Origin of the sequence: Micromonospora coerulea, assembly GCF_016598485.1 — a bacterium.
GTDB classification, from domain to species: Bacteria; Actinomycetota; Actinomycetes; order Mycobacteriales; family Micromonosporaceae; genus Micromonospora; species Micromonospora coerulea.
Window position 1 is genome coordinate 222,057 of record NZ_JAEMUW010000004.1, and the last position, 23,144, is coordinate 245,200.

Here is a 23,144-nt window from a genome sequence, read left to right on the forward strand (position 1 = left end):
CCGTCCCCGCGATCTTGCACTCTGTGCCCCGGCGAATCGCCCCAACCGGGACAAAGCTGGGGCACTAACTGCAAGATCGCGAGGAACTCAGGGGGTGGGGCGGGCGCCGACGGTGGCCACCGCGGTGGCGCCGAGGTCGGCTGCGCGGGCCAGCGCGGCACGCGGGTCGGCGCCGGCGAGCCAGGCGGTGAGCAGGCCGGCGGCGAAGGCGTCGCCGGCGCCGGTGACGTCGACGACGGCCACCCGGCGGGCCGGTGCCACGCCGACCGTGGCGTTTCGGTCCACCCAGACCGCGCCCGCCGCGCCCTGCTTGACCACCACCCGCCGGGCCGCCGCCGACAGTGCCCGTGCCTGCGCCGCCGGGTCCAGCCCGCCGGCCAGCACCGTCGCCTCGTCCGTGTTCACCAGCAGCAGGTCGACGTCGCGTACCCAGGTCAGGAACGCCGCCGCGCCGACCCGCCGCAGCGGCGCCGCGGAGGCCGCGTCGACGCTGGTGGTGAGCCCGCGCTCGCGGGCGGCGGCCAGCGCCCGCAGTCCCGCGCCGCGCGACGAGGCGTCCAGCAGGGTGTACGCGGACAGGTGCAGATGCCCGGCGTCGGGCGCCCCGGCCAGGGCCCGGTCGACGTGCGCGGCGCTGAGCCGCAGGTTGGCGCCGCGCTGGCTGACCATGGTGCGCTCGCCGTCGCCGGCCAGCACGATCACCGTGCCGGTCGGGTAGCCCTCGTGCCGCTCCACCACGCAGTCCACGCCGACCCGGGTCAGCTCGGCCACCCGGTCCCGGCCCGCCTCGTCGTCGCCGACCGCGCCGACCAGCGTGACGGCTGCCCCCTGGGCGGCGATCCAGGCGGCGGTGTTGGCCGCCTGCCCGCCGCCGCTGAAGCTGATCTCGGCGGCGGTGTCCGAACCGGTGGCGAGCGGCCCGGAGAGCACCGCCACCACGTCGGTGATCACGTCGCCGACGACGACGATGCGCGACCGGCTGTTCATGCCGCGGCGTCGGCGGGACGGCGGGCGGCGGCGACGGCGATCCGGGCGGCCAGGTCGGCGTTGCGCAGGATGATCCGCACGTTCACCGCCAGGCTGGCGCCCTGGGTGGCGGAGTGGAAATGGGCCAGCAGGAAGGGCGTCACCGCCTTGCCGGTCACCCCGTCGCGGGCCAGCATGGCCAGCCCGTCGGCGAGCGTGCGGTCGTGCAGCGCCGGGTCGAGCTGCTCGTCGACCGGCAGCGGGTTGGCCACGATCAGCCCGCCGTGGTGGACGCCCTGCTCCGCCCGGGCGGCCAGCACCGCGGCCACCTGCTCCGGCGAGTCCACCGACCAGTCCAGGTCGAAGCCGGCGTCGGTGAGGTAGAAGCCGGGGAAGCGGCGGGTGCGGTAGCCGACCACGCTGACGCCGAGGGTCTCCAGCCGCTCCAGGGTCGCGCCCACGTCGAGGATCGACTTGACCCCCGCGCAGACCACGGCGATCGGCGTCCGGGCCAGGGTGACCAGGTCGGCGGATTCGTCGAAGGTCTGCGCGGCCTCCCGGTGCACCCCGCCGAGGCCGCCGGTGGCGAAGACGCCGATCCCGGCGGCGGCGGCCACCGCGCTGGTCGCGGCCACCGTGGTGGCGCCGTCCGCGCCGGTGGCGGCGGCCACCGCCAGATCGCGTACGGAGAGCTTGCTCACGCCGTCGACGGTCGCCAGCCGGGTCAGTTGCGCGTCGTCCAGGCCCACCACCAGCTCACCGGCGACCATGCCGATGGTGGCCGGGACCGCGCCGGCCTCCCGTACCGCCTGCTCGATCTGCCGGGCCACCCGGAGATTGTCCGGCCGGGGGAGGCCGTGCGAGACGATGGTGCTCTCCAGGGCGACGACGGGCCGACCGTCGCGCAGGGCGTCGGCCACCTCGGTGCCGTAACGGATGTGAAAGTTGGTCACTTCGGTTACGTTACGGCCCGCTCGCGGTTGGGGCCCAGGTGGACCGGACCGGACCGACCTGCAAAACTGGAGCGTTGGAGGTGGAGACGTGAGTACAGAGGTTCTCGAGCGTCCCGAGCTGAAGGACGCCGACACCGGCCCGGAGATGTTCCACTACGTCCGCAAGGAGAAGATCGCGGAGAGTGCCGTGATGGGCACCTTCGTGGTGGCGCTCTGCGGCGAGACCTTTCCGGTGACCAAGGCCGCCAAGCCCGGCTCGCCGGTCTGCCCGAAGTGCAAGGAGATCTACGACTCGTACCGCGAGTGATCCCGGGTGGTCGTCCCGGCCGCCCACGTAACCTGCGGCGGTGACCACCTCCACCGCCCTGCTCTTCGCCGACCTGACCGGGGTGGCCGTCTTCGCCGCCTCGGGGGCCTCCGCGGCGGTCGCGAAGCGGCTGGACCTCTTCGGCGTGGTCTTCGTCGGCGTCGTCGCCGCACTCGGCGGCGGGATCTTCCGCGACCTGGTGATCGACGAGGTGCCGCCGCTGGCCTTCGCCGACTGGCGGTACGCGGTCACCGCGGCGGTCACCGCCGCCGCCGTCTTCCGGTTCCACCCGCAGCTCGCCCGGCTGCGCACCACCGTCCTGGTGCTGGACGCGGCGGGTCTGGCGCTGTTCACCGTCACCGGCACGCTCAAGGCGCTGGACGTCCACGTGCCGGCGGTCGGGGCCTGCATGATCGGCATGCTCACCGCGATCGGCGGCGGGCTCGGCCGGGACCTGCTCACCGGTGAGATCCCGGTGGTGCTGCGCCGCGAGATCTACGCGGTGGCGGCGCTCGCCGGGTCGATCGTGGTGGCCCTGCTCTCGACGTACGGGCATGCGACGACGGCACCGCTCACCGCGGCGGCCGTCTTCGTCTTCGCGCTGCGGCTGATCTCGCTGCGCCGGCGGTGGTCCGCCCCGGTGCCCGGGCGGGGGGTGCAGATGTGACCAGCGTGGCGTCGAGTGGGGCGGACGGGCCCCGCTGGTTATGCTGAGTCGGCCTTCGCGGCATCTTCTGCGCGGAGGCGTTTTCATGGGCGGCGGTACCGTGGCCCTCGGCCCGGGTCCGCCATCGGTGCGGTCGGAGAGGAGCCTTCGCGTGGCAGCCCGGACGCCGGCGCTCGAGACGTTCCCGCCCCTGCGTGCCTGGCAACGCAGGGCGCTGGTGGAGTACCTGCGCCGCCGGACCGAGGACTTCACCGCGGTCGCCACCCCGGGCGCCGGTAAGACGACCTTCGCCCTGCGGATCGCCGCCGAACTGCTCGCCGACGGCACCGTCGAGGCGGTCACCGTGGTCGCCCCGACCGAGCACCTGAAGACCCAGTGGGCCACCTCGGCCGCCCGGGTCGGCATCCAGCTCGATGCGGCGTTCCGCAACGCCGACCTGCACTCGTCCGCCGACTTCCACGGCGCGGTGGTCACGTACGCCCAGGTCGGCATGGCGCCACAGGTGCACCGGCGGCGCACCATGACCCGGCGGACCCTGGTCATCCTCGACGAGATCCACCACGCCGGCGACTCCCGATCCTGGGGCGACGGGGTCAAGGCCGCCTTCGAGCCCGCGGTCCGCCGGCTGATGCTCACCGGTACGCCGTTCCGCTCCGACGACAACCCGATCCCGTTCGTCAGCTACGAGCGGGGCGGCGACGGGCTGCTGCGCTCCCGCGCCGACTCGGTCTACGGCTACGCCGACGCGCTGCGCGACAACGTGGTCCGGCCGGTGCTCTTCCTGGCGTACTCCGGGGAGACCCGGTGGCGTACCAACGCCGGTGAGGAGCTGGCGGCCCGGCTGGGCGAGCCGATGACGCAGGACCTGGTCGCCCAGGCCTGGCGTACCGCGCTCGACCCGGCCGGCGACTGGATGCCGCAGGTGCTGCGGGCGGCCGACGCCCGGCTGACCGTGCTGCGCAACGCCGGGATGGCCGACGCGGGCGGCCTGATCATCGCCAGCGACCAGCAGACCGCCCGCTCGTACGCCAAGCTGATCGAGCAGTTGACCGGCGAGAAGGCCACGGTGGTGCTCTCCGACGACCAGGGCGCGTCCGCGCGGATCGCGACGTTCGCGGCGTCCGAGCAGCGCTGGCTGGTCGCGGTGCGGATGGTCTCCGAGGGTGTCGACATCCCCCGGCTGGCGGTCGGCGTCTACGCCACCAGCGCCAGCACCCCGCTCTACTTCGCCCAGGCCATCGGCCGGTTCGTCCGGGCCCGCCGGCCGGGGGAGACCGCCTCGGTCTTCCTGCCCAGCGTGCCGCACCTGCTCGGGCTGGCCAGCGAGATGGAGGCCGAGCGGGACCACGTGCTGGGCAAGCCGAAGGACTCCGACGGGTTCGACGACGACCTGCTGGAGCGGGCGCAGCGGGACGACCAGGCCAGCGGCGAGCTGGAGAAGCGCTTCGCGGCACTCTCCGCCACCGCCGAGCTGGACCAGGTGATCTTCGACGGGGCGTCGTTCGGGACCGCGGCCCAGGCCGGCACGCCGGAGGAGGAGGAGTACCTCGGCCTCCCCGGGCTGCTCACCGCGGACCAGGTCTCCCTGCTGCTCACCAGGCGCCAGGCCGAGCAGCTCGCCGCCCAGCGCCGGCGGTCGGCCACCCGGACCGCTGAGCCGGCCGCTGAGAGCCCCGCGGCGGCCCCGCCACCGATGAACGCCGCCCAGCGCCGGGTGGCCCTGCGGCGCCAGCTGAACGCCCTGGTGGCCGCCCGCCACCACCGCACCGGCCAGCCGCACGGCAAGATCCACGCCGAGCTGCGCCGCCTCTGCGGCGGCCCGCCGAGCGCCCAGGCCACCATCGAACAGCTCGAAGAGCGCATCGCCACCGTTCAGACCCTCTGACCCACACCCCACCGCCCGCCCCAGGGGTCAAGGGGCGGCGGGTTCACGCTCTCCGGGCGAGTGTGCGCAGCTTGGCGCGGGTGCGTGGGGTACACGAAAGCCGGCCGGAGGCTCCCCGTAGGGGCCTCCGGCCGGCTATGTCGTGGTTGTTCTATGCGGTTTCAGTTCGCCATCAGATCGGCGCCACGCCAGCTGAACTCGGGGTCCGTCGCGTACCGCACGGTGATCTTCACGAGATCCTCCGCGTACTTGTTCGCGTGGTGCCCACAGAACACCAGCTCGCTCCCACCCGCCAGAGTGATCCGGAGCTTGCCGGCAGCATTGCAGCGGTCGCACCGTTCATCGGCGGCTAGGGGAGCCACCGTCTCGGGCGGCGGCGTGAGGGTCGCGGTCATCGCCTTCCTCCTCTGGTCGTCACCGATGAACACTCTCTTCGGTCGTTGCTCACCTATCGTGCAACACCCTTCTCGGGCCCTGCCTTCCCTGTGTGCCCGCGGGGGACCGAGGTCACACCTGGCGTGGAGACAGTGTGCCGTGCACCAAGGGTGCCACGTCAACGATCACAAACAGGCAACCGACCGATCACCATCGAGTGTTGTACGGCTGGTGATCAAAGTGACACGTCTAGTTGACGGGAACGGGTCAGTCCAGGTAGTCGCGGAGCACCTGGGAGCGCGACGGGTGCCGCAACTTGGACATGGTCTTGGATTCGATCTGCCGGATGCGCTCCCGGGTCACGCCGTACACCTGGCCGATCTCGTCCAGGGTACGCGGCTGGCCGTCGGTCAGGCCGAAGCGCAGGCGTACCACGCCCGCCTCACGCTCGGAGAGCGTCTGCAGCACCTGCTGGAGCTGATCCTGCAGCAGCGAGAACGACACCGCGTCGACCGCGACCACGGCCTCCGAGTCCTCGATGAAGTCGCCGAGCTGGCTGTCGCCCTCGTCACCGATGGTCTGGTCGAGCGAGATGGGCTCCCGGGCGTACTGCTGGATCTCCAGCACCTTCTCCGGTGTGATGTCCATCTCCTTGGCCAGCTCCTCCGGGGTGGGCTCACGGCCCAGGTCCTGGAGCAGCTCGCGCTGGATCCGGCCAAGCTTGTTGATCACCTCGACCATGTGCACCGGGATGCGGATGGTGCGAGCCTGGTCGGCCATGGCGCGGGTGATGGCCTGGCGGATCCACCAGGTGGCGTAGGTGGAGAACTTGTAGCCCTTGGTGTAGTCGAACTTCTCGACGGCGCGGATCAGGCCGAGGTTGCCTTCCTGGATCAGGTCCAGGAACGCCATGCCGCGACCCGTGTACCGCTTGGCCAGCGAAACGACCAGTCGGAGGTTCGCCTCCAGCAGGTGGTTCTTGGCGCGCTCGCCGTCGCGGGAGATCCACAGCAGGTCGCGCTGCATGTCCCGGGTGAGCTTCTCCTCGCCCTCCTCGGCGGCGCGCAGCCGCTCGGCGGCGTACAGGCCGGCCTCGATCCGCTTGGCGAGCTCGACCTCCTGCTCGGCGTTGAGCAGCGGCACCTTGCCGATCTGCTTGAGGTACGCCCGCACGGAGTCGGCGGAGGCGGTCAGCTCGGCGTCCCGGCGCGCCTGCTTGAGCGCCTCGGACTCCTCGTCGTCCCACTCGAAGTCGTTGTCCGTGGCGGAGGCGGCGGCGTCGGTCTCGGCGGCCTGGGTCAGCTCGGCCGGCTCCTCGACCACCACGTCCTCGATCGCGGCGGCGAGCTCCTCCGGGTCGATGTCGCCCTCGGCGCCCTCGGCCTTGGTGCCGCCCTTGGCCGGCTTCACCGCGGCGGTCTTCGCGGCCACGGTCGCCTTGGTGGCCCGGGTCGTCTTGGTGGCCTTGGACGGCGCGGCGGCTCCCTCGGCGGTGGTGCCGGTGGCCTTGCGCGCGGTCGCCTTCCGCGGGGCGGGGGCCGGGGCCTCGTCGGCGGCGGGCGCCTGCTTCGGGGCGGGCGCGGCGGCCTTCTTGGTGGTCTTGGCGGTGGTGGCCCGGGACGCCGGCGTGGCCGAGCGGGCGGCGGCCACCCGACGGCGGGTGCTGGCGGAGCCGTCCACGACCACCGTCACGCCCGCCTCGGAGAGCGCGCGCAGGATCTTCTTGGCCTGGGCCGGGGTCACCTCAGCGGACTCGACAGTGCGCGCGAGCTGGGCCGACGTGAGCTGGCCGCCGGCGCTCTGCGCATGGGCGATCAGGGTGTCGGTGAGCGAGCGAACGTCGGCGCCGTTCTGGCGGGGTTCTGTCACGAATGACCTTCCGGAGGCGAAGAGCGAGCACGGCCGGGTCGTCCGGCACAGCACGGAACGCCGTGCCGGGCGATGTCGTTGAGGGACCCCCGTGTCCCGGGCCGGCCGGTCGCTGGCGGTCCGTGGCGCGTGGGCAGGGTGAATTGTAACGCCGTCTGCCGCGATCATCCCGCGCCGCACGGCGGACAGGTGACACGGACCGCCGATTGGGCGCAGATGTGGACTTTGTAAGGATGATACCCGCGCGCGACCCGGGAGTCCCGGGTCGTACGGGAAGGGGACCAATCATGATCCGCTCGGCGCCGCCGAAGCAGGAACTGCTGGAGATCGCTATCGACGTCGCCCGGGACGCGGCCGCCACCGCCCACCGGATGCGGGCCGAGGGGGTCTCGGTCGCGGCGACCAAGAGCACCGCCACCGACGTGGTCACCGCCGCCGACCGGGCGGTGGAGCGGCAGGTGCTGGATGCCCTGCGGCGGCTCCGCCCGGACGACGCGGTGCTCGGCGAGGAGTACGGCGCGGGGGAGACCGGGCCGGTCGACGCGGGCGGGGTGCGCTGGATCGTCGACCCGATCGACGGCACGGTGAACTACCTGTACGGGCTGCCGTACTGCGCGGTCTCGCTGGCCGCCGAGGTGGCCGGCACCGTGGTAGCCGGGGTGGTCCGCAACGTGGCCACCGGCGAGGAGTGGACCGCCACCGCGGGCGGCGGCGCCTGGCGGGACGGCGAGCGGCTGCGCTGCTCCACCGAGACGGACCTGGGCCAGGCGCTGGTCGCCACCGGGTTCGGCTACGACGCCGGCCGGCGGGCGCACCAGGCCCGGGTGGTCGCCGAACTGATCCCGCACATCCGGGACATCCGCCGGATGGGTGCCGCGGCGCTGGACCTCTGCCTGGCCGCCGAGGGCCGCGTGGACGCCTACTACGAGAAGGGACTGGCCGCCTGGGACCTGGCGGCCGGCGGGCTGGTCGCCAGCGAGGCGGGGCTGCGGGTGACCGGGTTGAACGGCCGACCCGCCGGCCCCGACCTGGTCATCGCCGCGCCGCCGGCGCTGTTCATGCCGCTGCACACCCGGCTCGCCGCCCTGGACGCCTCCGGCGGCCCCTGACCGTCCCTGATCCGGCTGGGCCCTCCACCGCTCTGGCAGGCCCCCTGGCCGGGGGGGCCGAGGCGGACAGGGAACGGCGCCCGGCCCTGGGCCGGGCGCCGAGGGTGCGGCTTCGTGCCGGTGGGGGCGCCGCGCTGGTCGGGGTGAGTGCGGTGGGGCTACTTGTCGTCGACCGGCATCGGGCAGGAGCCGGGGGGTGCCTCCGGGGAGCCCAGGTCGCCGAGGGACTGGTTGACCTCGGTGGTGGTGGCCAGCTGCTGGAAGCCGTTGCCCAGGACCACGTCGACCGTGTCGTCCTTGCGCTTCGCGTCGTACTCCTGCTTGGCGTTGTTCAGGAAGTAGGCCCGCAGCAGGTGAGCGGAGCCGACGCCCTTCGGCCCGAAGCGCAGCACCGCGACGTCGTCGACCCGCTTCTTCGCGTCGTCCACCTTCTTGACCTGGAACTTCCGGTAGCGGAAGTCGTCCGCCACGCTGCCGGCCAGGCCCGTCTCGTCGGTGGCGTTGTAGACGTTGACCTTCACGTCCTTCGGCTCGCGCAGGGTGACGTCGGCCAGCGGCCAGCCGTCGGGGCAGCTCTCCGCGGAGGCCACCCCGCCCTGGCTGTCGCGTACCACGGCGACGACGACGAAGACCAGCGCGACGACCGCCAGCAGACCGACGACAACGAGTGCCCGCACTCGCGCAAAACTCATCAGGGCGCTCCCCGGACATATGGGTGGCGGCGGCCGTTGGCGGTCGGGCCGCCCCGCCGGCCGTCGAGTACGCCGCTGAGGTTAACGGTTGTCCGGCCGTCGCGTGGAAACAGTCCGACATGCCGGCGCGCCACCCGGGAACCGGGTACTACTACCCCTATCTTCGTGTCGCCTGAGTCACATTGGGAACAACTTCGGGCGCAAGGGCGTACATCTCTCCCGCGAGGGCGGTATACATGCCTCGCCCAAAGGGGGGGTAAGGTTCCGCGCTTCGCCGGGGGAGTTTCCCTGGCGGACTCGGCGCACCGGTCGTCGGGTCGGGTGACCGACACAGATGGTGGCCGGCCAGCGGAACCGAAACAGCGTCGTCCGGCGTTACAACCGGAAGCGACCATATCGATATTGGAGAGTGAAACCGATGGCCACCGACTACGACGCCCCGCGTCGCGACGAGGTCGACCTCGGCGAGGACAGCCTCGAGGAGCTCAAGGCCCGGCGGGTCGACTCACAGTCGGGCGCCGTGGACGTCGACGAGGCCGAGGTGGCCGAGAGCTTCGAGTTGCCCGGCGCCGATCTGGCCGACGAGGAGCTCACGGTCAAGGTTCTGCCGATGCAACAGGACGAGTTCCGGTGCGCTCGCTGCTTCCTGGTCCACCACCGCAGCCAGCTGGCGGTCGAGCGCAACGGCGAACTGATCTGCCGCGAGTGCGTCTGACCCCGACACGTGTCACCGGCGGCGGCCCTCTCGACGGGGCCGCCGCTGTTCGAGCCGCCGTGCGCCGGCGGCGGGAAGCTGCTTGACTCGGATCAGGCGGTTTCCAGCCGGCGGGGATGCGGGAGGTCGGACGGGTGAGCGAGCGCAGCGAACGGACCAGCGGGCCCGACGCCGACGGCACGGGTGTGCGTGCCGAGCGGGACCACGCGGCGGGGGGCGCCGGCCCACCGTCCACGCCGGCTGACGCGGCCGCCACGGCGGGCGGCGACGCCGACCAGCTGGGCGCGACCGTCGCGGCGCTCACCGCGGACGACCTCGCGCCCGCCCGGCGGCGGCAGCTGCTGACCCGTCTGGTCGGGCAGGCGCGTGCCCGGGGGCTCGGCGACCTGTTCAAGCCGAAGGCCGCGGTCCGCTGGATGGCGGACACCGTCGCCGAGGTCGCGCCGCACGTGCCGATCCGTGACCTGGCCACTCTGCGCCGGCATTTTCCCGGCCTCGACGACGAGGAACTGGCCGACCGGCTGGTCCGCAACGCCGCCCGGGCCACCGCCGGGGTGGGCGCGGCCGGCGGCGGGGTCGCCGCCGTCGAGTGGGCGGTCACCCCGACGCTGCTCTCCGCGCCGGTGCTGCTCGCCGCCGAGACGGTCACCGTGGTGGCGATCGAACTGAAGTTGATCGGCGAACTGCACGAGGTGTACGGCATGGCGCTGCCCACCGGCGGCACCCAGCGTGCCGTGGCGCTGATGCACTCCTGGGCCAGCCAGCGGGGGATCAACCCGCTGATGCCCGGCGTCGGGGTGAGCGCGGTACTCGGCACCACCGCCCGCAAGGAGCTGCGGGACAGCCTGCTCAGGCGCTTCGGGCGCAACCTGACCACCCTCGGCCCGTTCCTCACCGGCGCGGCGGTGGCCAGCTACCTCAACCGGCGGTCCACCCGGAACCTGGCCGACCAGCTCCGCCGGGACCTGCGCCGCAAGGGGCGGGACCTGCCCGGCTCGCGGCCCGCGCTGCCCTGAGCCGCGCAGCCGGCTCAACCGGCGTCGCGGACCGCCATGATCGCCGCGGCCAGCTCGACCGGGCGCCGGGAGCTGACCACCCAGAACGGGGTCGGATCCGCCGGGTCGTCCAGCACCACCTGGACCGCGCCGCCCACCCAGGGCCGCTGCACCACGAAGGCGAGCGGGTCGGAGCCGACGCCGAGCACCTCGCGGCGACCGGCGGCGTCCAGCGGGATCGCGTCGGCGACGAAGCGCACCGGCAGGCGGGCGTCGTCCACCCGCAGCTCGCCGTCGACCACGGCGACCCGGATCCGGCCGAGCCACCACAGGGCGGCCACCGTCGCCGGCAGCAGCAGCGTGAACGGCACCCAGGACCGCCACCCGTCGGCGCCCAACCAGAGCTCGGCGGCGAACAGCCCGGTCAGGCCCAGCCCGGCCAGCCAGTACCACCAGGGCAGGCCGAGCCGCTCGGCGTACGCCGGGGAGACCGGCGGCGCCGGGGCCTTGGCGGGCGACGAGGATGGCGACAGGCTCACAGTCCGAGGGTACGGCGCACGACGGGGCCGCCACCCGGCAGGATGGCAGGGTCACCCCGCGAGGACCGGACGGAAGAGGAACACCGTGACAGACGTCGTACCCGTGCCCGTACGGCAGCTCGACCCGGACCTGCCGCTGCCGGCGTACGCCCATCCCGGCGACGCCGGCGCGGACCTGGTGGCCGCCGCGGACGTCGAGCTGCCGCCCGGCGGGCGGGCCCTGGTCCCCACCGGGGTGGCGCTCGCCCTCCCCGAGGGGTACGTGGGGCTGGTCCATCCCCGATCGGGGCTGGCGGCCAGGCTCGGCGTGACGGTGCTGAACGCGCCCGGTACGGTCGACGCCGGCTACCGGGGTGAGATCCTGGTCAACCTGATCAATCATGATCGGGACGTGCCCGCGAAGATCAGCCGTGGCGACCGGATTGCGCAGCTCGTCGTCCAGCGGGTGGCGCGGGCCGAATTCCAGCCGGTGGCGGAGCTGCCCGCGTCCCGGCGCGGCGCCGGTGGGCACGGCTCGACCGGCGGACACGCCGGGCTGGTCCCGGCCCCGGCCGGCGACGGCGGGCGGGAATCGCCGGAGCACGCGGGCGGGCGGACGGAAGAGGTGGCAGGGTGAGTGCGAACAGCGGAGGGTGGGCGCAGTGATCTTCTCCCGAAAGCGGGCCGGTGGCGCGCGGCACGCGCGTGACGAGCGGGCCGCCGAGGTCCTCGACTCCCAGGAGGTCGAGGAGAGCCCGGTGCCGTCCCGGGGTCCGTACGACGTCTCCGAGGCGCCGGACATGCCCCGGCTGGACCTGGGCAGCCTGCAGATCCCGGCGGTCCCCGAGGTCGAGGTCCGGGTGCAGGCCGACCCGCAGGGCGTGATCCAGCAGGTCGTGCTGGTGTACGGGGAGAACGCCCTCCAGCTCGGTGTCTTCGCGGCGCCCCGCTCCGAGGGCATCTGGGACGAGGTGCGCGAGGAGATCCGGCAGTCGCTGTTCAACGACGGCGCCGCCGCCCGCGAGGTCGAGGGGGAGTACGGCACCGAGCTGCACGCCCGGGTCCGCACCCCGGACGGCCTGACCGACCTGCGCTTCGTCGGCATCGACGGGCCGCGCTGGATGGTCCGCGGCGTGTACCAGGGCGCCGCCGCCACCGACCCGGACGCGGCCGGCCCGCTGGCGATCTGCCTGGACGGCCTGGTGGTCGACCGCGGGCAGGAGGCGAAGCCGGTGCGCGAGCCGCTGCCGCTGCGGCTGCCCCGCGAGATGGCCGAGCAGGCCAGCCAGGAGAACCCCGCGCCGGGCCAGCGCGAGGCCTGAGGCGTTCCACGCCGGGCCCGGACCCGTCGGCTCCCACCGACGGTGCCGGGCCCGGCGCGTGCCGGCCGCCGGTGCCGTACGCCGGGCAGGTGCCGCCGTGGACGCCGGGTCCGCCCGGCGGCCGGATCGGCGTACGCTGGCGGGACGGTTCCGGCATTCCGGGGCCGGGCCAGCGCCGGCGCGGACCGGCCAGCGTGGAGAGGTGACGCGGAGGTCATGACGACCGACGAGAGCCGGGTGTCGCTGCGGCGCATCCTGCAACGGCTCACCGCGAGCGAGGCCGAGATCGAGGCGCAGGAGCTGCGCCGGGAGAGCGCCGAGTCCGGCGGCACCCCGGCCCGGCAGTGCTGCCGGGGCCAGGTGGTCTCGGTCGCCGGGCGGCTCCGCACGGTGGTCTACACGCCCCGGACGAACCTGCCCACGCTGGAGGCGGACCTCTACGACGGCAGCGACGTGGTCACCCTGGTCTGGCTGGGTCGCCGGCACATCGCCGGCATCGAGCCGGGCCGGCACCTCACCGCCCGGGGCCGGGTGGCCGTACGGGACGACCGCAAGGTGATCTACAACCCGTACTACGAGCTGGAGTCGCCGAAGTGACGACCGGACAGCACCGGACCACCGAGCCGGAGACCGGGCCGCCGGGTGACGAGCGGCTGCCCAGCCTCGCCGAGCAGATGGCCGACCAGCTCGGCGGCTGGCGCGGCCTGGTCGAGTCGAGCATCCCCGTGGTGGTCTTCGTGCTCGCCAACGTGGTGGGCGAGCTGCGCCCCGCCGTGGTCGCGTCGGTGGCGGTGGCGCTGCTCATCGCCGGGCTGCGGCTGGCCCAGCGCCGGCCCGTCCGGCACGCGGTCAACGGGCTGTTCGGCATCGCGGTCGGCGCGGCCATCGCCTGGCGCACCGGCGAGGAGCGGGACTTCTACCTCCCCGGCATCTTCTACGGCATCGGCTACGGCCTCGCCCTGCTGGGCTCGGCGGCCGTCCGGCAGCCCCTGGTGGGCTGGATCTGGTCGGTGCTGGTCGCCAAGGGGCGTGCGGAGTGGCGGGACGACCCGCGCCTGGTGCGCACCTTCACCCAGCTCACCGTGCTCTGGGGCGTGGTGTGGCTGGCCAAGGTCGGCGTGCAGGCCGGGCTCTACCTGGCCCACCAGGACACCGCGCTGGGCGTGGCCCGGCTGGCGCTGGGCTACCCGCCGTACGCGCTGCTGCTGCTCATCACCGTCTGGGCGGTGCGCCGGGTGACCCGGGACACCGCCCCGGAGCCGCTGCCCGGCGCCTGAGCACCCCTGCCGGCCGTCCCCGAGGCGGCCGGCGGTGCGTGCCCGTCGGGTCTCAGCCCCCGCCGCGGGTGCGCTCGACGCTGTCCGGGCCGAGGATCACCGCGCGGACCTCGTCCTCCACCTGCGCGGTGCACACGAAGATCAGCTCGTCGCCCGCCTCGATCGGGTCGTCCGGGCTCGGCACCAGCACCCGCTTGCCGCGCAGGATCGCCACCAGGGCGGCGTCCCGGGGGATCGGCACCGCGTGGATCGGCTGGCCGACGTAGGGCGCGGTGGGCGGCAGGGTGATCTCGACCAGGTTCGCCTCGCCCTGCCGGAAGGTCATCAGCCGGACCAGGTCGCCGACGGTGACCGCCTCCTCGACCAGGGCGGCCATCACCCGCGGCTTGCTCACCGCGACGTCGACGCCCCACTGCTCGGTGAAGAGCCACTCGTTCTCGGCGCGGTTGACCCGGGCCACCACCCGGGGCACCGCGAACTCGGTCTTGGCCAGCAGCGAGACCACCAGATTGACCTTGTCGTCACCGGTGGCGGCGACCACCACGTCGCAGCCGGCGACGTTGGCCTCCTCCAGGCTGGCCAGCTCGCAGGCGTCGGCGAGCACCCAGTCGGCGGCCGGCACCCGGTCCGGGCGGAGCATCTTGGGCTGCCGCTCGATCAGCATCACCTGGTGGCCGTTGTCGATCAGCTCCTGGGCGATCGACCGGCCGACGTTGCCGGCGCCGGCGATGGCGATGCGCATGCTCACTGCCCTCCTTCCGGCGGCGTCGCCGCCGCCGACGTGACCGGGGCCATGATGTCGTCGGTGACCAGCATGAAGACCTGGTCACCCTCCTGCACCACGGTGGAGGCGGTGGGCAGCATGCCGATCCCGAACCGGATCAGGTACGCCACGCGGGCCCCGGCGGACTCCTCGAGCTGGCGCAGCGACCGGCCGATCCAGTACTTGTGCACCGGCACCTCGACGATCGACACCGTGCTGGTCGGGTCCCGGAAGATCTCCACGTTCCCCTCGGGGACCAGGTGCCGCAGCATCCGGTCGGCGGTCCACCGGACGGTGGCCACGGTGGGGATGCCGAGCCGCTCGTACACCTGGGCGCGGCGCTGGTCGTAGATGCGGGCGGCCACCCGGGACACGCCGAAGGTCTCCCGGGCCAGCCGGGCCGAGATGATGTTGGAGTTGTCGCCGCTGGAGACCGCCGCGAAGGCGTCCGCCCGTTCGATGCCGGCCTGCCGCAGCACCTCGCCGTCGAAGCCGGCCCCGGTCACGGTGATGCCGGCGAAGTCGGGGCCGAGGCGGCGGAAGGCGTCCGCGTCCTGGTCGATCACCGCCACCGAGTGCCCCCGGGACTCCAGGCTGTGGGCGAGGGTCGACCCGACCCGACCGCAGCCCATGATCACGACATGCACGGTGTCCGCTCCTCCCACGGTGCTCCCCGGTGGGCCCGTCGTCTGCGAGCCTGCCACGTCCCCGCCGCCGGCGGGGGACCGACCGTACCGCGCGGCTGCCCGTGCGGTTGATCAGGCACCCCAGACGAACGGCGCGGGGTGGTCGTACCCTTAGCGCTTGTGGCCAGTCCCACCTCGCTGCTGAAGCGACTCCTCGTCGGTCGACCGTTCCGGTCCGACCGGCTCCAGCACACCCTCCTGCCCAAGCGCATCGCGCTGCCGGTGTTCGCGTCCGACGCCCTGTCCAGCGTCGCGTACGCGCCCGACGAGATCCTGCTGACCCTCTCCATCGCCGGCGCATCGGCGTTCTTCTTCTCGCCGTGGATCGCGCTCGCGGTGGTCGTGGTGATGCTCACCGTGGTGGCGAGCTACCGGCAGAACGTGCACGCCTACCCCTCCGGCGGCGGCGACTACGAGGTGGCCACGGTCAACCTCGGGCCGCGCGCGGGCCTGGCGGTGGGCAGCGCGCTGCTGGTCGACTACGTGCTCACGGTGGCCGTGTCGGTTTCCTCGGGCGTGGCCAACCTCGGCTCGGTGGTGCCCTTCGTGGCCACCCACAAGGTGCTGATCGCGGTGTCCGCGGTGGTGGTGCTGACCGCGGTCAACCTGCGCGGCCTACGCGAGTCGGGGACCGCCTTCGCGATCCCCACCTACGGCTTCATCATCGTGATGGTCGGGATGATCCTCACCGGGCTGATCCGGATCTTCGTGCTCGGCCACGACCTGCGCGCCCCCAGCGCCGGGCTGGAGATCCAGGCCGAGCACAGCGTGGCCGGCTTCGCCCTGGTCTTCCTGCTGCTGCGCACCTTCTCCTCCGGCTGCGCCGCGCTCACCGGCGTGGAGGCCATCTCCAACGGGGTGCCGGCGTTCAAGGCGCCGAAGAGCCGCAACGCGGCCACCACCCTGCTGCTGCTCGGCACCATCGCGGTCAGCATGCTGGTCGGCATCATCTGGCTGTCCCAGCTCACCGGCCTCCAGTTCGTCGAGGACCCGTCGCAGATCGTCTCCGGGCCCGACGGGTACGTGCAGAAGACCGTCACCACCCAGCTCGGCGAGACGGTCTTCGGTTCCGGTTCGGCGCTGCTCTTCGTCGTCGCGGGAATGACCGCGCTGATCCTCTTCCTGGCCGCGAACACCGCCTTCAGCGGTTTCCCGGTGCTCGGCTCGATCCTGGCCCAGGACCGCTACCTGCCCCGACAGTTCCACACCCGGGGCGACCGGCTGGCCTTCTCCAACGGCATCGTCTTCCTCGCGGCCTTCGCGATCGTGCTGATCGTCGGCTTCCAGGCCGAGGTCACCCGGCTGATCCAGCTCTACATCGTCGGGGTGTTCGTCTCGTTCACCCTGTCGCAGGCCGGCATGATCCGGCACTGGAACCGGCACCTGCGGACCGAGCGGGACCCGGCGGAACGCGGCCGCATGATCCGCTCCCGGGCGATCAACGGGTTCGGCATGGCCATGACCGGCATCGTGCTGGTGATCGTGCTGATCACCAAGTTCGTGCTCGGCGCGTGGATCGCGATCGTCGCGATGGCGGTGATCTACCTGCTGATGCTGGCCATCCGCCGGCACTACGACCGGGTCGCCGCCGAGCTGGAGCCGACCGAGGCCCGCGGTGTGCTGCCCGCCCGCAACCACGCCATCGTGCTGGTCAGCAAGGTGCACCAGCCGACCCTGCGGGCCATCGCGTACGCCCGGGCGACCCGGCCGGACACGCTCACCGCGGTGACGGTGAACGTGGACGAGAAGGACACCCGCCAGCTCCAGGAGGAGTGGGAGCGGCGGGAGCTGCCCGTGCCGCTGACCGTGGTCGACTCGCCGTACCGGGAGATCACCCGGCCGATCCTCAACTTCGTGGCCTCCGTCCGCCGGGAGTCGCCGCGCGACGTGGTCACGGTCTTCATCCCCGAGTACGTGGTCGGCCGCTGGTGGGAGAACCTGCTGCACAACCAGAGCGCGCTGCGGCTCAAGGGGCGGCTGCTCTTCGAGCCGGGCGTGATGGTGACCAGCGTGCCGTGGCAGCTCGCCTCGACCGCCAGCAAGAACCTGGACCGGCTGGACGCCACGCTCAGCCGCGGCCCGGCGCGCGGGCCGCGGGTGGCCCCGCGCAGCACCCTGCCGCCGACCGTTCCGCCGGTGGTCCCCGCGCCGCCCGGCGAGTCCGGCCCGTCCGCGGGGAATCGCGCGTGACGGCCGGGGCCGGGCGCCGTGGCGTGGACGCCGACGCGGCGGCCGCGGAGCGGCGCGGGCTGGAGGAGGCCGAGCGGGTCGAGCTGACCGTCGACGCGGTCGCCCCGGGCGGGCACTGCGTGGCCCGGTTCGACGGCCAGGTGGTCTTCGTCCGGCACGCGCTGCCCGGCGAGCGGGTGGTGGCCGAGGTGACCGAGCTGCACCGGGGGTTCGCCCGGGCCGACGCGGTGGAGATCCTCGACGCCGCACCGGACCGGGTCGAGCCGCCCTGCCCGTACGCGAAGCCGGGCCGCTGCGGGGGCTGCGACCTCCAGCACGTGGCGCCGCAGGCGCAGCTCGACTGGAAGACCGCCGTGGTGCGCGAGCAGCTCACCCGGCTGGGTGGCCTCACCGAGGCCGAGATCGACGGGCTCGGCGTGCGGGTCGAGGCGCTGCCCGGCGGGTCGCTGGGCTGGCGGTCCCGGGTCCGGTACGCGGTCGACGCCGCCGGCCGGGCCGGGCTGCTCAAGCATCGCTCGCACGAGGTGGTGCCGATCGACCGCTGCCTGATCGCCCACCCGGCCATCCAGGAGCTGCCGGTGCTCGCCGCCAGCGGGGCGCGCTGGCCGGACGCGGACGCCGTCGAGACGGTCGCCTCCACCGGCGGCGACGTCAGCGTCGTGGCGATCGCCGAGGGGGTGCCGACTCCGGTCAGCGGACCGGCCGTGGTCCGCGAGGTGGCCGCCGGGCGGGACTGGTCGCTGCCCGCGTCCGGCTTCTGGCAGGTGCACCCGGCCGCGGCGGACACCCTGGTGGCGGCGGTCCTCGACCTGCTCGACCCGCAGCCCGGCGAGTCCGCCTGGGACCTGTACGGCGGCGCCGGGCTCTTCGCCGCGGCCCTCGCCTCTCGGGTCGGCGACGCCCGGGTCACCCTGGTCGAGTCGTCGGAGCAGGGCGTGAGCGCGGCCCGGGAGAACCTGGCCGACCTACCCCGGGTGGAGGTGGTGGCGGCCCGGGTAGAGACCGCGCTGGCCCGCCGCCGGGTCACCGGCCCGGTCGACCTGGTGGTGCTGGACCCGCCGCGCTCCGGCGCCGGCGCCCCGGTGGTGCGTGACGTGGTGGCCGCCCGTCCGCGCGCGGTGGCCTACGTGGCCTGCGATCCCGCCGCCTTCGCCCGGGACGTGCGTACCTTCACCGGCCTGGGCTGGCGGCTGGCCGCGCTGCGTGGCTTCGACCTGTTCCCGATGACCCAGCACGTGGAACTGGTCGGCCTGCTCCTGCCACCCCCCTCCCGCTAGCCTGGCCCGATGAAGATCGTCGGGCTGATGTCGGGGACGTCGTACGACGGGGTGGACGTGGCCGCGGCCGAGTTCAGCCGGGACGGGGACACGCTGCGGCTGCGGCCGCTCGGCACCGCCAGCCTCGACTACGACGACGGGCTGCGGGCCGAGATCGGCGCGCTGCTGCCGCCGGGCGGCACCACGATCGAGGCGGTCTGCCGGCTCGACAACCGGCTCGGCGAGGTCTTCGCCGAGGCGGCGGCGGTCGGCGTGGAGCTGGCCGGGGGTCGGGTCGACGCCGTGGTCTCCCCGGGGCAGACGGTTTTCCACTGGGTCGAGGCGGGTCGCGCCCGGGGCACCCTGCAACTCGGCGCGCCGGCCCGGGTGGCCGCCCGGGTGGGCGTACCGGTGCTGTCCGACCTGCGGTCGGCGGACATCGCGGCCGGCGGGCAGGGCGCGCCCCTGGTGCCGGCCTTCGACGCGCTGCTGCTCGACCCTGGTGGCCCCGACGGCGGCGGAGACGAGCAGCGCCGCAGCGGGCCTGCCGTCGGCCCGCGGGCCGCGCTCAACCTCGGCGGCATCGCCAACCTCACCGTGGTCGCGCCCGGGGCGCCCGTGCTCGGGTACGACGTCGGCCCGGCCAACGCGCTGCTGGACGCGGCCGCCCGCCGCTTCCTCGGCCGTCCCTGTGACCTCGACGGCGCCCGCGCGGCGGCCGGGCGGGTGCACCCCGAGCTGCTGGAACTGCTGCTCGCCGAGCCCTACTACGCCGCGCCACCGCCCAAGTCGACCGGCAAGGAGCTGTTCCACGCCGGTTATCTCGACGGCATGCTCGCCGCGCTCGGCGCCCCGGTGGCCGCCGACGACGTACTGGCCACGCTGACCGAGCTGACCGCCCGTGCGGTGGCGGCCGAGTGCGACCGGTTCGGGGTGACCGAGGTCGTCGCGGCCGGCGGAGGTGTGCGCAATCCCACACTCCGGGGTCGGCTCGCCGCCCTCGGGGACGGCCGCTGGCGGCTGCGCACCACCGATGAGCTGGGCGTTCCCGCGCAGGCCAAGGAGGCGTACGCGTTCGCCCTGCTCGGCTGGCTCTCCTGGCACGGCCTGCCCGGGGCGATCCCGTCGGTGACCGGGGCGCGGCGGGCCGCCGTGCTGGGTTCCTGGACCCCGGCCGGGCCGGCGCACGGCGTGGTTCCGCCGACGCCGCCGCGCCGGCTGGTGGTCACCGCCTGACCCACCAGGCGGGACTGAACCCGGCATACCGGTCCCCACCTGCGATGATCGCGGGCCGCGCTGCGAGTTGTCGGGTGGCCGATAGACTCTTCCGTCATGAGTGTTGAAGAGGGCACGGCCAACCACGGTCGACTGCTGGGCACCGTCCGTGGTCCGCAGGACGTGAAGCGGATGACCGCCGAGCAGCTGGACATCCTCGCCGCCGAGATCCGTGACTTCCTGATCGCCAAGGTCTCCCGCACCGGCGGGCACATCGGGCCCAACCTCGGTGTGGTAGAGATCACTCTGGCCATGCACCGGGTCTTCGACTCGCCCCGCGACCGGCTCCTGTTCGACACCGGCCACCAGGCCTACGTACACAAGATCGTCACCGGCCGGCAGGACGGCTTCGACAAGCTCCGCCAGCGCGGTGGCCTCTCCGGCTACCCCAGCCAGGCCGAGAGCGAGCACGATCTGATCGAGAACTCGCACGCCTCCACCGCCCTGTCGTACGCCGACGGGCTGGCCAAGGCGTACGCCCTGCGCGGCGAGCAGCGCAGCGTGGTCGCCATGGTCGGCGACGGCGCGCTGACCGGCGGCATGTGCTGGGAGGCGCTGAACAACATCGCCACCGCCGGCAACCCGCTGGTGATAGTGGTCAACGACAACGGCCGCTCGTACTCGCCGACCATCGGTGGTCTCGCCGACCACCTCTCCTCGCTGCGGCTCAACCCCGGCTACGAGAAGGTCCTCGACACCGTCAAGGACGCCCTCGGCTCCACCCCGCTGGTCGGCAGGCCGATGTACGAGGTGCTGCACGCGGTCAAGAAGGGCATCAAGGACGCGGTCGCCCCGCAGGCCATGTTCGAGGACCTCGGCATCAAGTACGTCGGCCCGGTCGACGGCCACGACATCACCGCGGTCGAGTCGGCGCTGCGCGCCGCGAAGAACTTCGGCGGCCCGGTGATCGTGCACGCGGTCACCCGCAAGGGCTACGGCTACCGCCCGGCCGAGGAGGACGAGGCGGACTGCCTGCACGGCCCGGGCGGTGCGTTCGACGTCGAGACCGGCCAGCTGGTCGCCGCGCCGTCAGTGAAGTGGACCCACGTCTTCGCCGACGAGCTGGTCAAGATCGCTGACGAGCGTCCCGACGTGGTGGGCATCACCGCCGCGATGGCCGAGCCGACCGGCATCGCCACCCTGGCCCGCAAGCACCAGCACCGGGTGTACGACGTCGGCATCGCCGAGCAGCACGCCGTCACCTCGGCGGCCGGCCTGGCGATGGGCGGCCTGCACCCGGTGGTGGCGGTCTACGCCACCTTCCTCAACCGCGCCTTCGACCAGGTCCTGCTGGACGTGGCGATGCACAAGCTGCCGGTGACCTTCGTGCTGGACCGGGCCGGCATCACCGGCCCGGACGGGCCCAGCCACTACGGCATCTGGGACATGTCGGTCTTCGGGGTGGTGCCGGGCCTGCGGATCGCCGCGCCCCGGGACGCCGGCAGCCTCCGCGAGGAGCTGCGTGAGGCGGTCGCCGTGGACGACGGCCCCACCATCGTCCGCTTCCCGACCGGCACCGTGGCCGCCGACCTGCCGGCCGTGCGCCGGGTCGGCACGGTCGACGTGCTCGCCGAGTCGGCGCGTACCGACGTGCTGCTGGTCGCCGTCGGCTCCTTCGGACAGCTGGGCATGGAGGTCGCCGCCCGGGTCGCCGAGCAGGGCTACGGGGTCACCGTGGTCGACCCGCGCTGGGTCCGCCCGGTCCCGGCCGAGCTGGTCGAACTGGCCGCCGGGCACCGGCTCGTGGTCAGCGTCGAGGACGGCGTCCGGGTCGGCGGCGTCGGCGCCGCCCTGGCCCAGGCGATGCGGGACGCCGACGTCCGGGTGCCGCTGCGCGACCTGGGCGTACCGGCCGACTGGCACCCGCACGGCACCCGCGCCCAGATCCTCGCCGATCTCGGCCTGACCGCGCAGGACGTGGCCCGGGACGTGACCGGCTGGATCTCCGGCCTGGACGACCAGTCCGGCGAGACGGTCCAGGCCGACGAGGCCGCCGCCAAGAACTGACGCCCCGCGCAGCGGGGTGACCCTGTTGGTCCGGGTCACCCCGCTGCCATCAAGGGATCAAGCCTGACCGCCCGGAGCGGGTGAGCCGGCCTCGAAGCCCACCACGGCAACGACGTCAGCGGCCGCCGACCGACCGGTACCAGGTCTTCTCGGTGCCGGCCAGGCTGAACGTCTGCTTCGTGGCCGGCTGCGGCAGCACCACCAGCCCCGGCCGGTCCACCAGCCGCATGGTGCCCGGCGGCGCCGCGAACGACGCGTCCCGGGTGGCCCGCCAGCTCAGCACCGCCAGCGACTGCCCCGGCACCGGCAGCAGGTACGCCTGGAGGGTGGTGGCCCGGTCGGCGGGGGAGACCACCGGGGGCCCGCCGTCGGCCGGGCGGTAGACCACCGCGGTCATCGTGCCGGTGGCGCTCTCCCAGGTCAGCTGCTCCAGCTCGGCCGGCTCGACGCCGGCGAGGGCGACCTCCCCGAGTGAGCGGACGGCGAGCCGCGCCATCGGCCAGGACTCGGGTGCGGAACGGGTCGCGTTCCGGTCGCCGATCCGGCGCGGGATGCTGCCGAACGGGCCCCGCTCGCCGGCCAGCACGCAGGTGTCCAGGCCGGTCAGGGCCCGCCGGCCGGAGCCGGTCTCGTCCCGGATCAGCGGGTACCGGGGGTCGGCGGTGGCCGTACCCAGATCGAGCAGGCGGTCCGCGGCCCGGCCGCGCGGCAGCGACCGGGTGGGCCGCAGCGTCGCGGTCAGCGCCACCGCCCGGCAGGCCGGCACGGCGACCGGCCCGGTGAGGCCGTCGGCGGTGGGCAGCGCCCGGCCGTCCGGGCCGAGCAGCCGCTCGACCCGGGCGGAGACGAGGTAGCGCCGGCCGTCCGGGACCTGGACCGGCAGCACGTCGGAGTAGACCAGGTAGCCGGGGTCGGTGTACTCGGTGGCGTGGCCGACCACGTAGCGGTCGCCCGCGCGGGTGAGCTGGAGCAGCCAGGAGGCGCCCTCGCCGGGCACGTCCGCGGCGACCAGGGCCAGCGGTGTCCCGCCCACCTCGCCGGACCAGAGGATGCCGGACGACGGCAGGTGCGCCCGGTCGTCGATCGGGGAGCGCCAGTCGCGGACCGCCGCGGTGACCGCCGCCGCCGCCGCCGCGTCGCCGGCCAGGCTGCCGCGCGCCGGCCAGACCGCGAGGGACCCGTCCAGGCTGTCGTAGCCGACCGGCAGGGTCGTCGCCCGCCGGTCGGCGACCGGGCCGCAGGCGGTCGCGGTCAGCAGCAGCGTGAGCAGTGCGATGGCCGTCGTGCCGCGCCGGCGGACTGAAGCCACCTGTACGC

General features: G+C 73.9%; 23 protein-coding genes. 14 read left to right on the forward strand and 9 right to left on the reverse strand.

The genetic code is table 11. The features are described 5' to 3' along the window. Positions 1-87: 87 nt before the first annotated feature. Both I8N68_RS07755 and I8N68_RS07760 read right to left on the reverse strand, forming a co-directional pair. The gene (locus I8N68_RS07755) at positions 88-987 is read right to left on the reverse strand and encodes a carbohydrate kinase family protein (RefSeq protein ID WP_200209166.1); all 900 of its coding nucleotides are present in this window, start codon (positions 985-987) and stop codon (positions 88-90) included. Further along, positions 984-1,919, reverse strand: coding sequence for a pseudouridine-5'-phosphate glycosidase (locus tag I8N68_RS07760; protein ID WP_200209167.1), 936 nt, complete (start codon positions 1,917-1,919; stop codon positions 984-986). The genes I8N68_RS07755 and I8N68_RS07760 overlap by 4 nt, the downstream gene beginning before the upstream one ends. 88 nt (positions 1,920-2,007) lie before the next feature. Here I8N68_RS07760 and I8N68_RS07765 point away from each other — a divergent pair, with 88 nt between their 5' ends. The 3 genes from I8N68_RS07765 (at position 2,008) to I8N68_RS07775 (ending at position 4,778) form a co-directional block, all read left to right on the forward strand. Then, entirely contained in the window at positions 2,008-2,226 is a 219-nt protein-coding gene (locus I8N68_RS07765; protein ID WP_007456912.1) for a DUF3039 domain-containing protein, read from the forward strand. A gap of 40 nt (positions 2,227-2,266) precedes the next feature. Next, entirely contained in the window at positions 2,267-2,893 is a 627-nt protein-coding gene (locus tag I8N68_RS07770) for a trimeric intracellular cation channel family protein (protein WP_200209168.1), read from the forward strand. Between the two features lie 151 nt (positions 2,894-3,044). Further along, positions 3,045-4,778, forward strand: a complete 1,734-nt coding sequence (locus tag I8N68_RS07775; RefSeq protein WP_200209169.1) for a DEAD/DEAH box helicase — start codon at positions 3,045-3,047, stop codon at positions 4,776-4,778. Between the two features lie 161 nt (positions 4,779-4,939). Here I8N68_RS07775 and I8N68_RS07780 read toward each other — a convergent pair whose 3' ends face one another. After that, positions 4,940-5,173, reverse strand: coding sequence for a DUF7455 domain-containing protein (locus tag I8N68_RS07780; protein ID WP_200209170.1), 234 nt, complete (start codon positions 5,171-5,173; stop codon positions 4,940-4,942). A gap of 247 nt (positions 5,174-5,420) precedes the next feature. Further along, on the reverse strand, positions 5,421-7,022 hold the full coding sequence (locus I8N68_RS07785) for an RNA polymerase sigma factor (RefSeq protein WP_200209171.1): 1,602 nt from the start codon (positions 7,020-7,022) through the stop codon (positions 5,421-5,423). A 287-nt stretch (positions 7,023-7,309) separates the two neighbouring features. Here I8N68_RS07785 and I8N68_RS07790 point away from each other — a divergent pair, with 287 nt between their 5' ends. Then, a complete protein-coding gene (locus tag I8N68_RS07790) occupies positions 7,310-8,131 on the forward strand; it encodes an inositol monophosphatase family protein (RefSeq protein ID WP_200209172.1) in 822 nt (273 codons plus the stop codon). A gap of 158 nt (positions 8,132-8,289) precedes the next feature. On the opposite strand, the gene I8N68_RS07795 is transcribed toward I8N68_RS07790, so the two are convergent. Then, positions 8,290-8,808, reverse strand: coding sequence for a LytR C-terminal domain-containing protein (locus I8N68_RS07795; protein ID WP_200209307.1), 519 nt, complete (start codon positions 8,806-8,808; stop codon positions 8,290-8,292). A gap of 433 nt (positions 8,809-9,241) precedes the next feature. Here I8N68_RS07795 and I8N68_RS07800 point away from each other — a divergent pair, with 433 nt between their 5' ends. Then, positions 9,242-9,538, forward strand: a complete 297-nt coding sequence (locus tag I8N68_RS07800) for a DUF4193 domain-containing protein (RefSeq protein WP_007075406.1) — start codon at positions 9,242-9,244, stop codon at positions 9,536-9,538. A 278-nt stretch (positions 9,539-9,816) separates the two neighbouring features. Further along, positions 9,817-10,554 carry a hypothetical protein gene (locus tag I8N68_RS07805; protein WP_200209308.1) on the forward strand — a complete coding sequence of 246 codons (738 nt, stop codon included), beginning with the start codon at positions 9,817-9,819 and terminating at the stop codon, positions 10,552-10,554. A 14-nt stretch (positions 10,555-10,568) separates the two neighbouring features. Here the strand turns inward: I8N68_RS07805 and I8N68_RS07810 are convergent, their stop codons facing one another. Further along, entirely contained in the window at positions 10,569-11,066 is a 498-nt protein-coding gene (locus tag I8N68_RS07810) for a DUF3093 domain-containing protein (RefSeq protein WP_200209309.1), read from the reverse strand. A gap of 91 nt (positions 11,067-11,157) precedes the next feature. On the opposite strand from I8N68_RS07810, the gene dut reads away from it, so the two are divergent. The 4 genes from dut (at position 11,158) to I8N68_RS07830 (ending at position 13,650) form a co-directional block, all read left to right on the forward strand. Then, the gene (gene dut, locus I8N68_RS07815) at positions 11,158-11,688 is read left to right on the forward strand and encodes a dUTP diphosphatase (RefSeq protein WP_200209173.1); all 531 of its coding nucleotides are present in this window, start codon (positions 11,158-11,160) and stop codon (positions 11,686-11,688) included. A 25-nt stretch (positions 11,689-11,713) separates the two neighbouring features. Further along, positions 11,714-12,373: a DUF3710 domain-containing protein gene (locus I8N68_RS07820; protein WP_200209174.1), complete on the forward strand. Its 660-nt coding sequence runs from the start codon at positions 11,714-11,716 to the stop codon at positions 12,371-12,373. Positions 12,374-12,589: 216 nt separating this feature from the next. After that, positions 12,590-12,970, forward strand: coding sequence for an OB-fold nucleic acid binding domain-containing protein (locus I8N68_RS07825; protein ID WP_200209175.1), 381 nt, complete (start codon positions 12,590-12,592; stop codon positions 12,968-12,970). After that, positions 12,967-13,650 carry a DUF3159 domain-containing protein gene (locus tag I8N68_RS07830; protein WP_200209176.1) on the forward strand — a complete coding sequence of 228 codons (684 nt, stop codon included), beginning with the start codon at positions 12,967-12,969 and terminating at the stop codon, positions 13,648-13,650. The genes I8N68_RS07825 and I8N68_RS07830 overlap by 4 nt, the downstream gene beginning before the upstream one ends. A gap of 52 nt (positions 13,651-13,702) precedes the next feature. On the opposite strand, the gene I8N68_RS07835 is transcribed toward I8N68_RS07830, so the two are convergent. Beyond that, positions 13,703-14,392 carry a potassium channel family protein gene (locus I8N68_RS07835; RefSeq protein WP_200209177.1) on the reverse strand — a complete coding sequence of 230 codons (690 nt, stop codon included), beginning with the start codon at positions 14,390-14,392 and terminating at the stop codon, positions 13,703-13,705. A gap of 2 nt (positions 14,393-14,394) precedes the next feature. Continuing rightward, on the reverse strand, positions 14,395-15,060 hold the full coding sequence (locus I8N68_RS07840; protein ID WP_200209178.1) for a potassium channel family protein: 666 nt from the start codon (positions 15,058-15,060) through the stop codon (positions 14,395-14,397). 159 nt (positions 15,061-15,219) lie between these two features. Here I8N68_RS07840 and I8N68_RS07845 point away from each other — a divergent pair, with 159 nt between their 5' ends. The 4 genes from I8N68_RS07845 to dxs all read left to right on the forward strand — a co-directional run bounded on the left by I8N68_RS07845 (position 15,220) and on the right by dxs (position 21,827). After that, positions 15,220-17,289, forward strand: coding sequence for an APC family permease (locus I8N68_RS07845; RefSeq protein ID WP_200209179.1), 2,070 nt, complete (start codon positions 15,220-15,222; stop codon positions 17,287-17,289). Then, positions 17,286-18,566, forward strand: coding sequence for a class I SAM-dependent RNA methyltransferase (locus I8N68_RS07850; RefSeq protein ID WP_307812680.1), 1,281 nt, complete (start codon positions 17,286-17,288; stop codon positions 18,564-18,566). Before I8N68_RS07845 ends, I8N68_RS07850 begins: the two co-directional genes overlap by 4 nt. Positions 18,567-18,575: 9 nt before the next feature. Continuing rightward, the gene (locus I8N68_RS07855; protein ID WP_200209180.1) at positions 18,576-19,781 is read left to right on the forward strand and encodes an anhydro-N-acetylmuramic acid kinase; all 1,206 of its coding nucleotides are present in this window, start codon (positions 18,576-18,578) and stop codon (positions 19,779-19,781) included. A gap of 96 nt (positions 19,782-19,877) precedes the next feature. Then, entirely contained in the window at positions 19,878-21,827 is a 1,950-nt protein-coding gene (gene dxs, locus I8N68_RS07860) for a 1-deoxy-D-xylulose-5-phosphate synthase (protein ID WP_200209181.1), read from the forward strand. A gap of 115 nt (positions 21,828-21,942) precedes the next feature. Here the strand turns inward: dxs and I8N68_RS07865 are convergent, their stop codons facing one another. Next, a complete protein-coding gene (locus I8N68_RS07865) occupies positions 21,943-23,136 on the reverse strand; it encodes a hypothetical protein (RefSeq protein WP_200209182.1) in 1,194 nt (397 codons plus the stop codon). Positions 23,137-23,144: the final 8 nt, after the last annotated feature.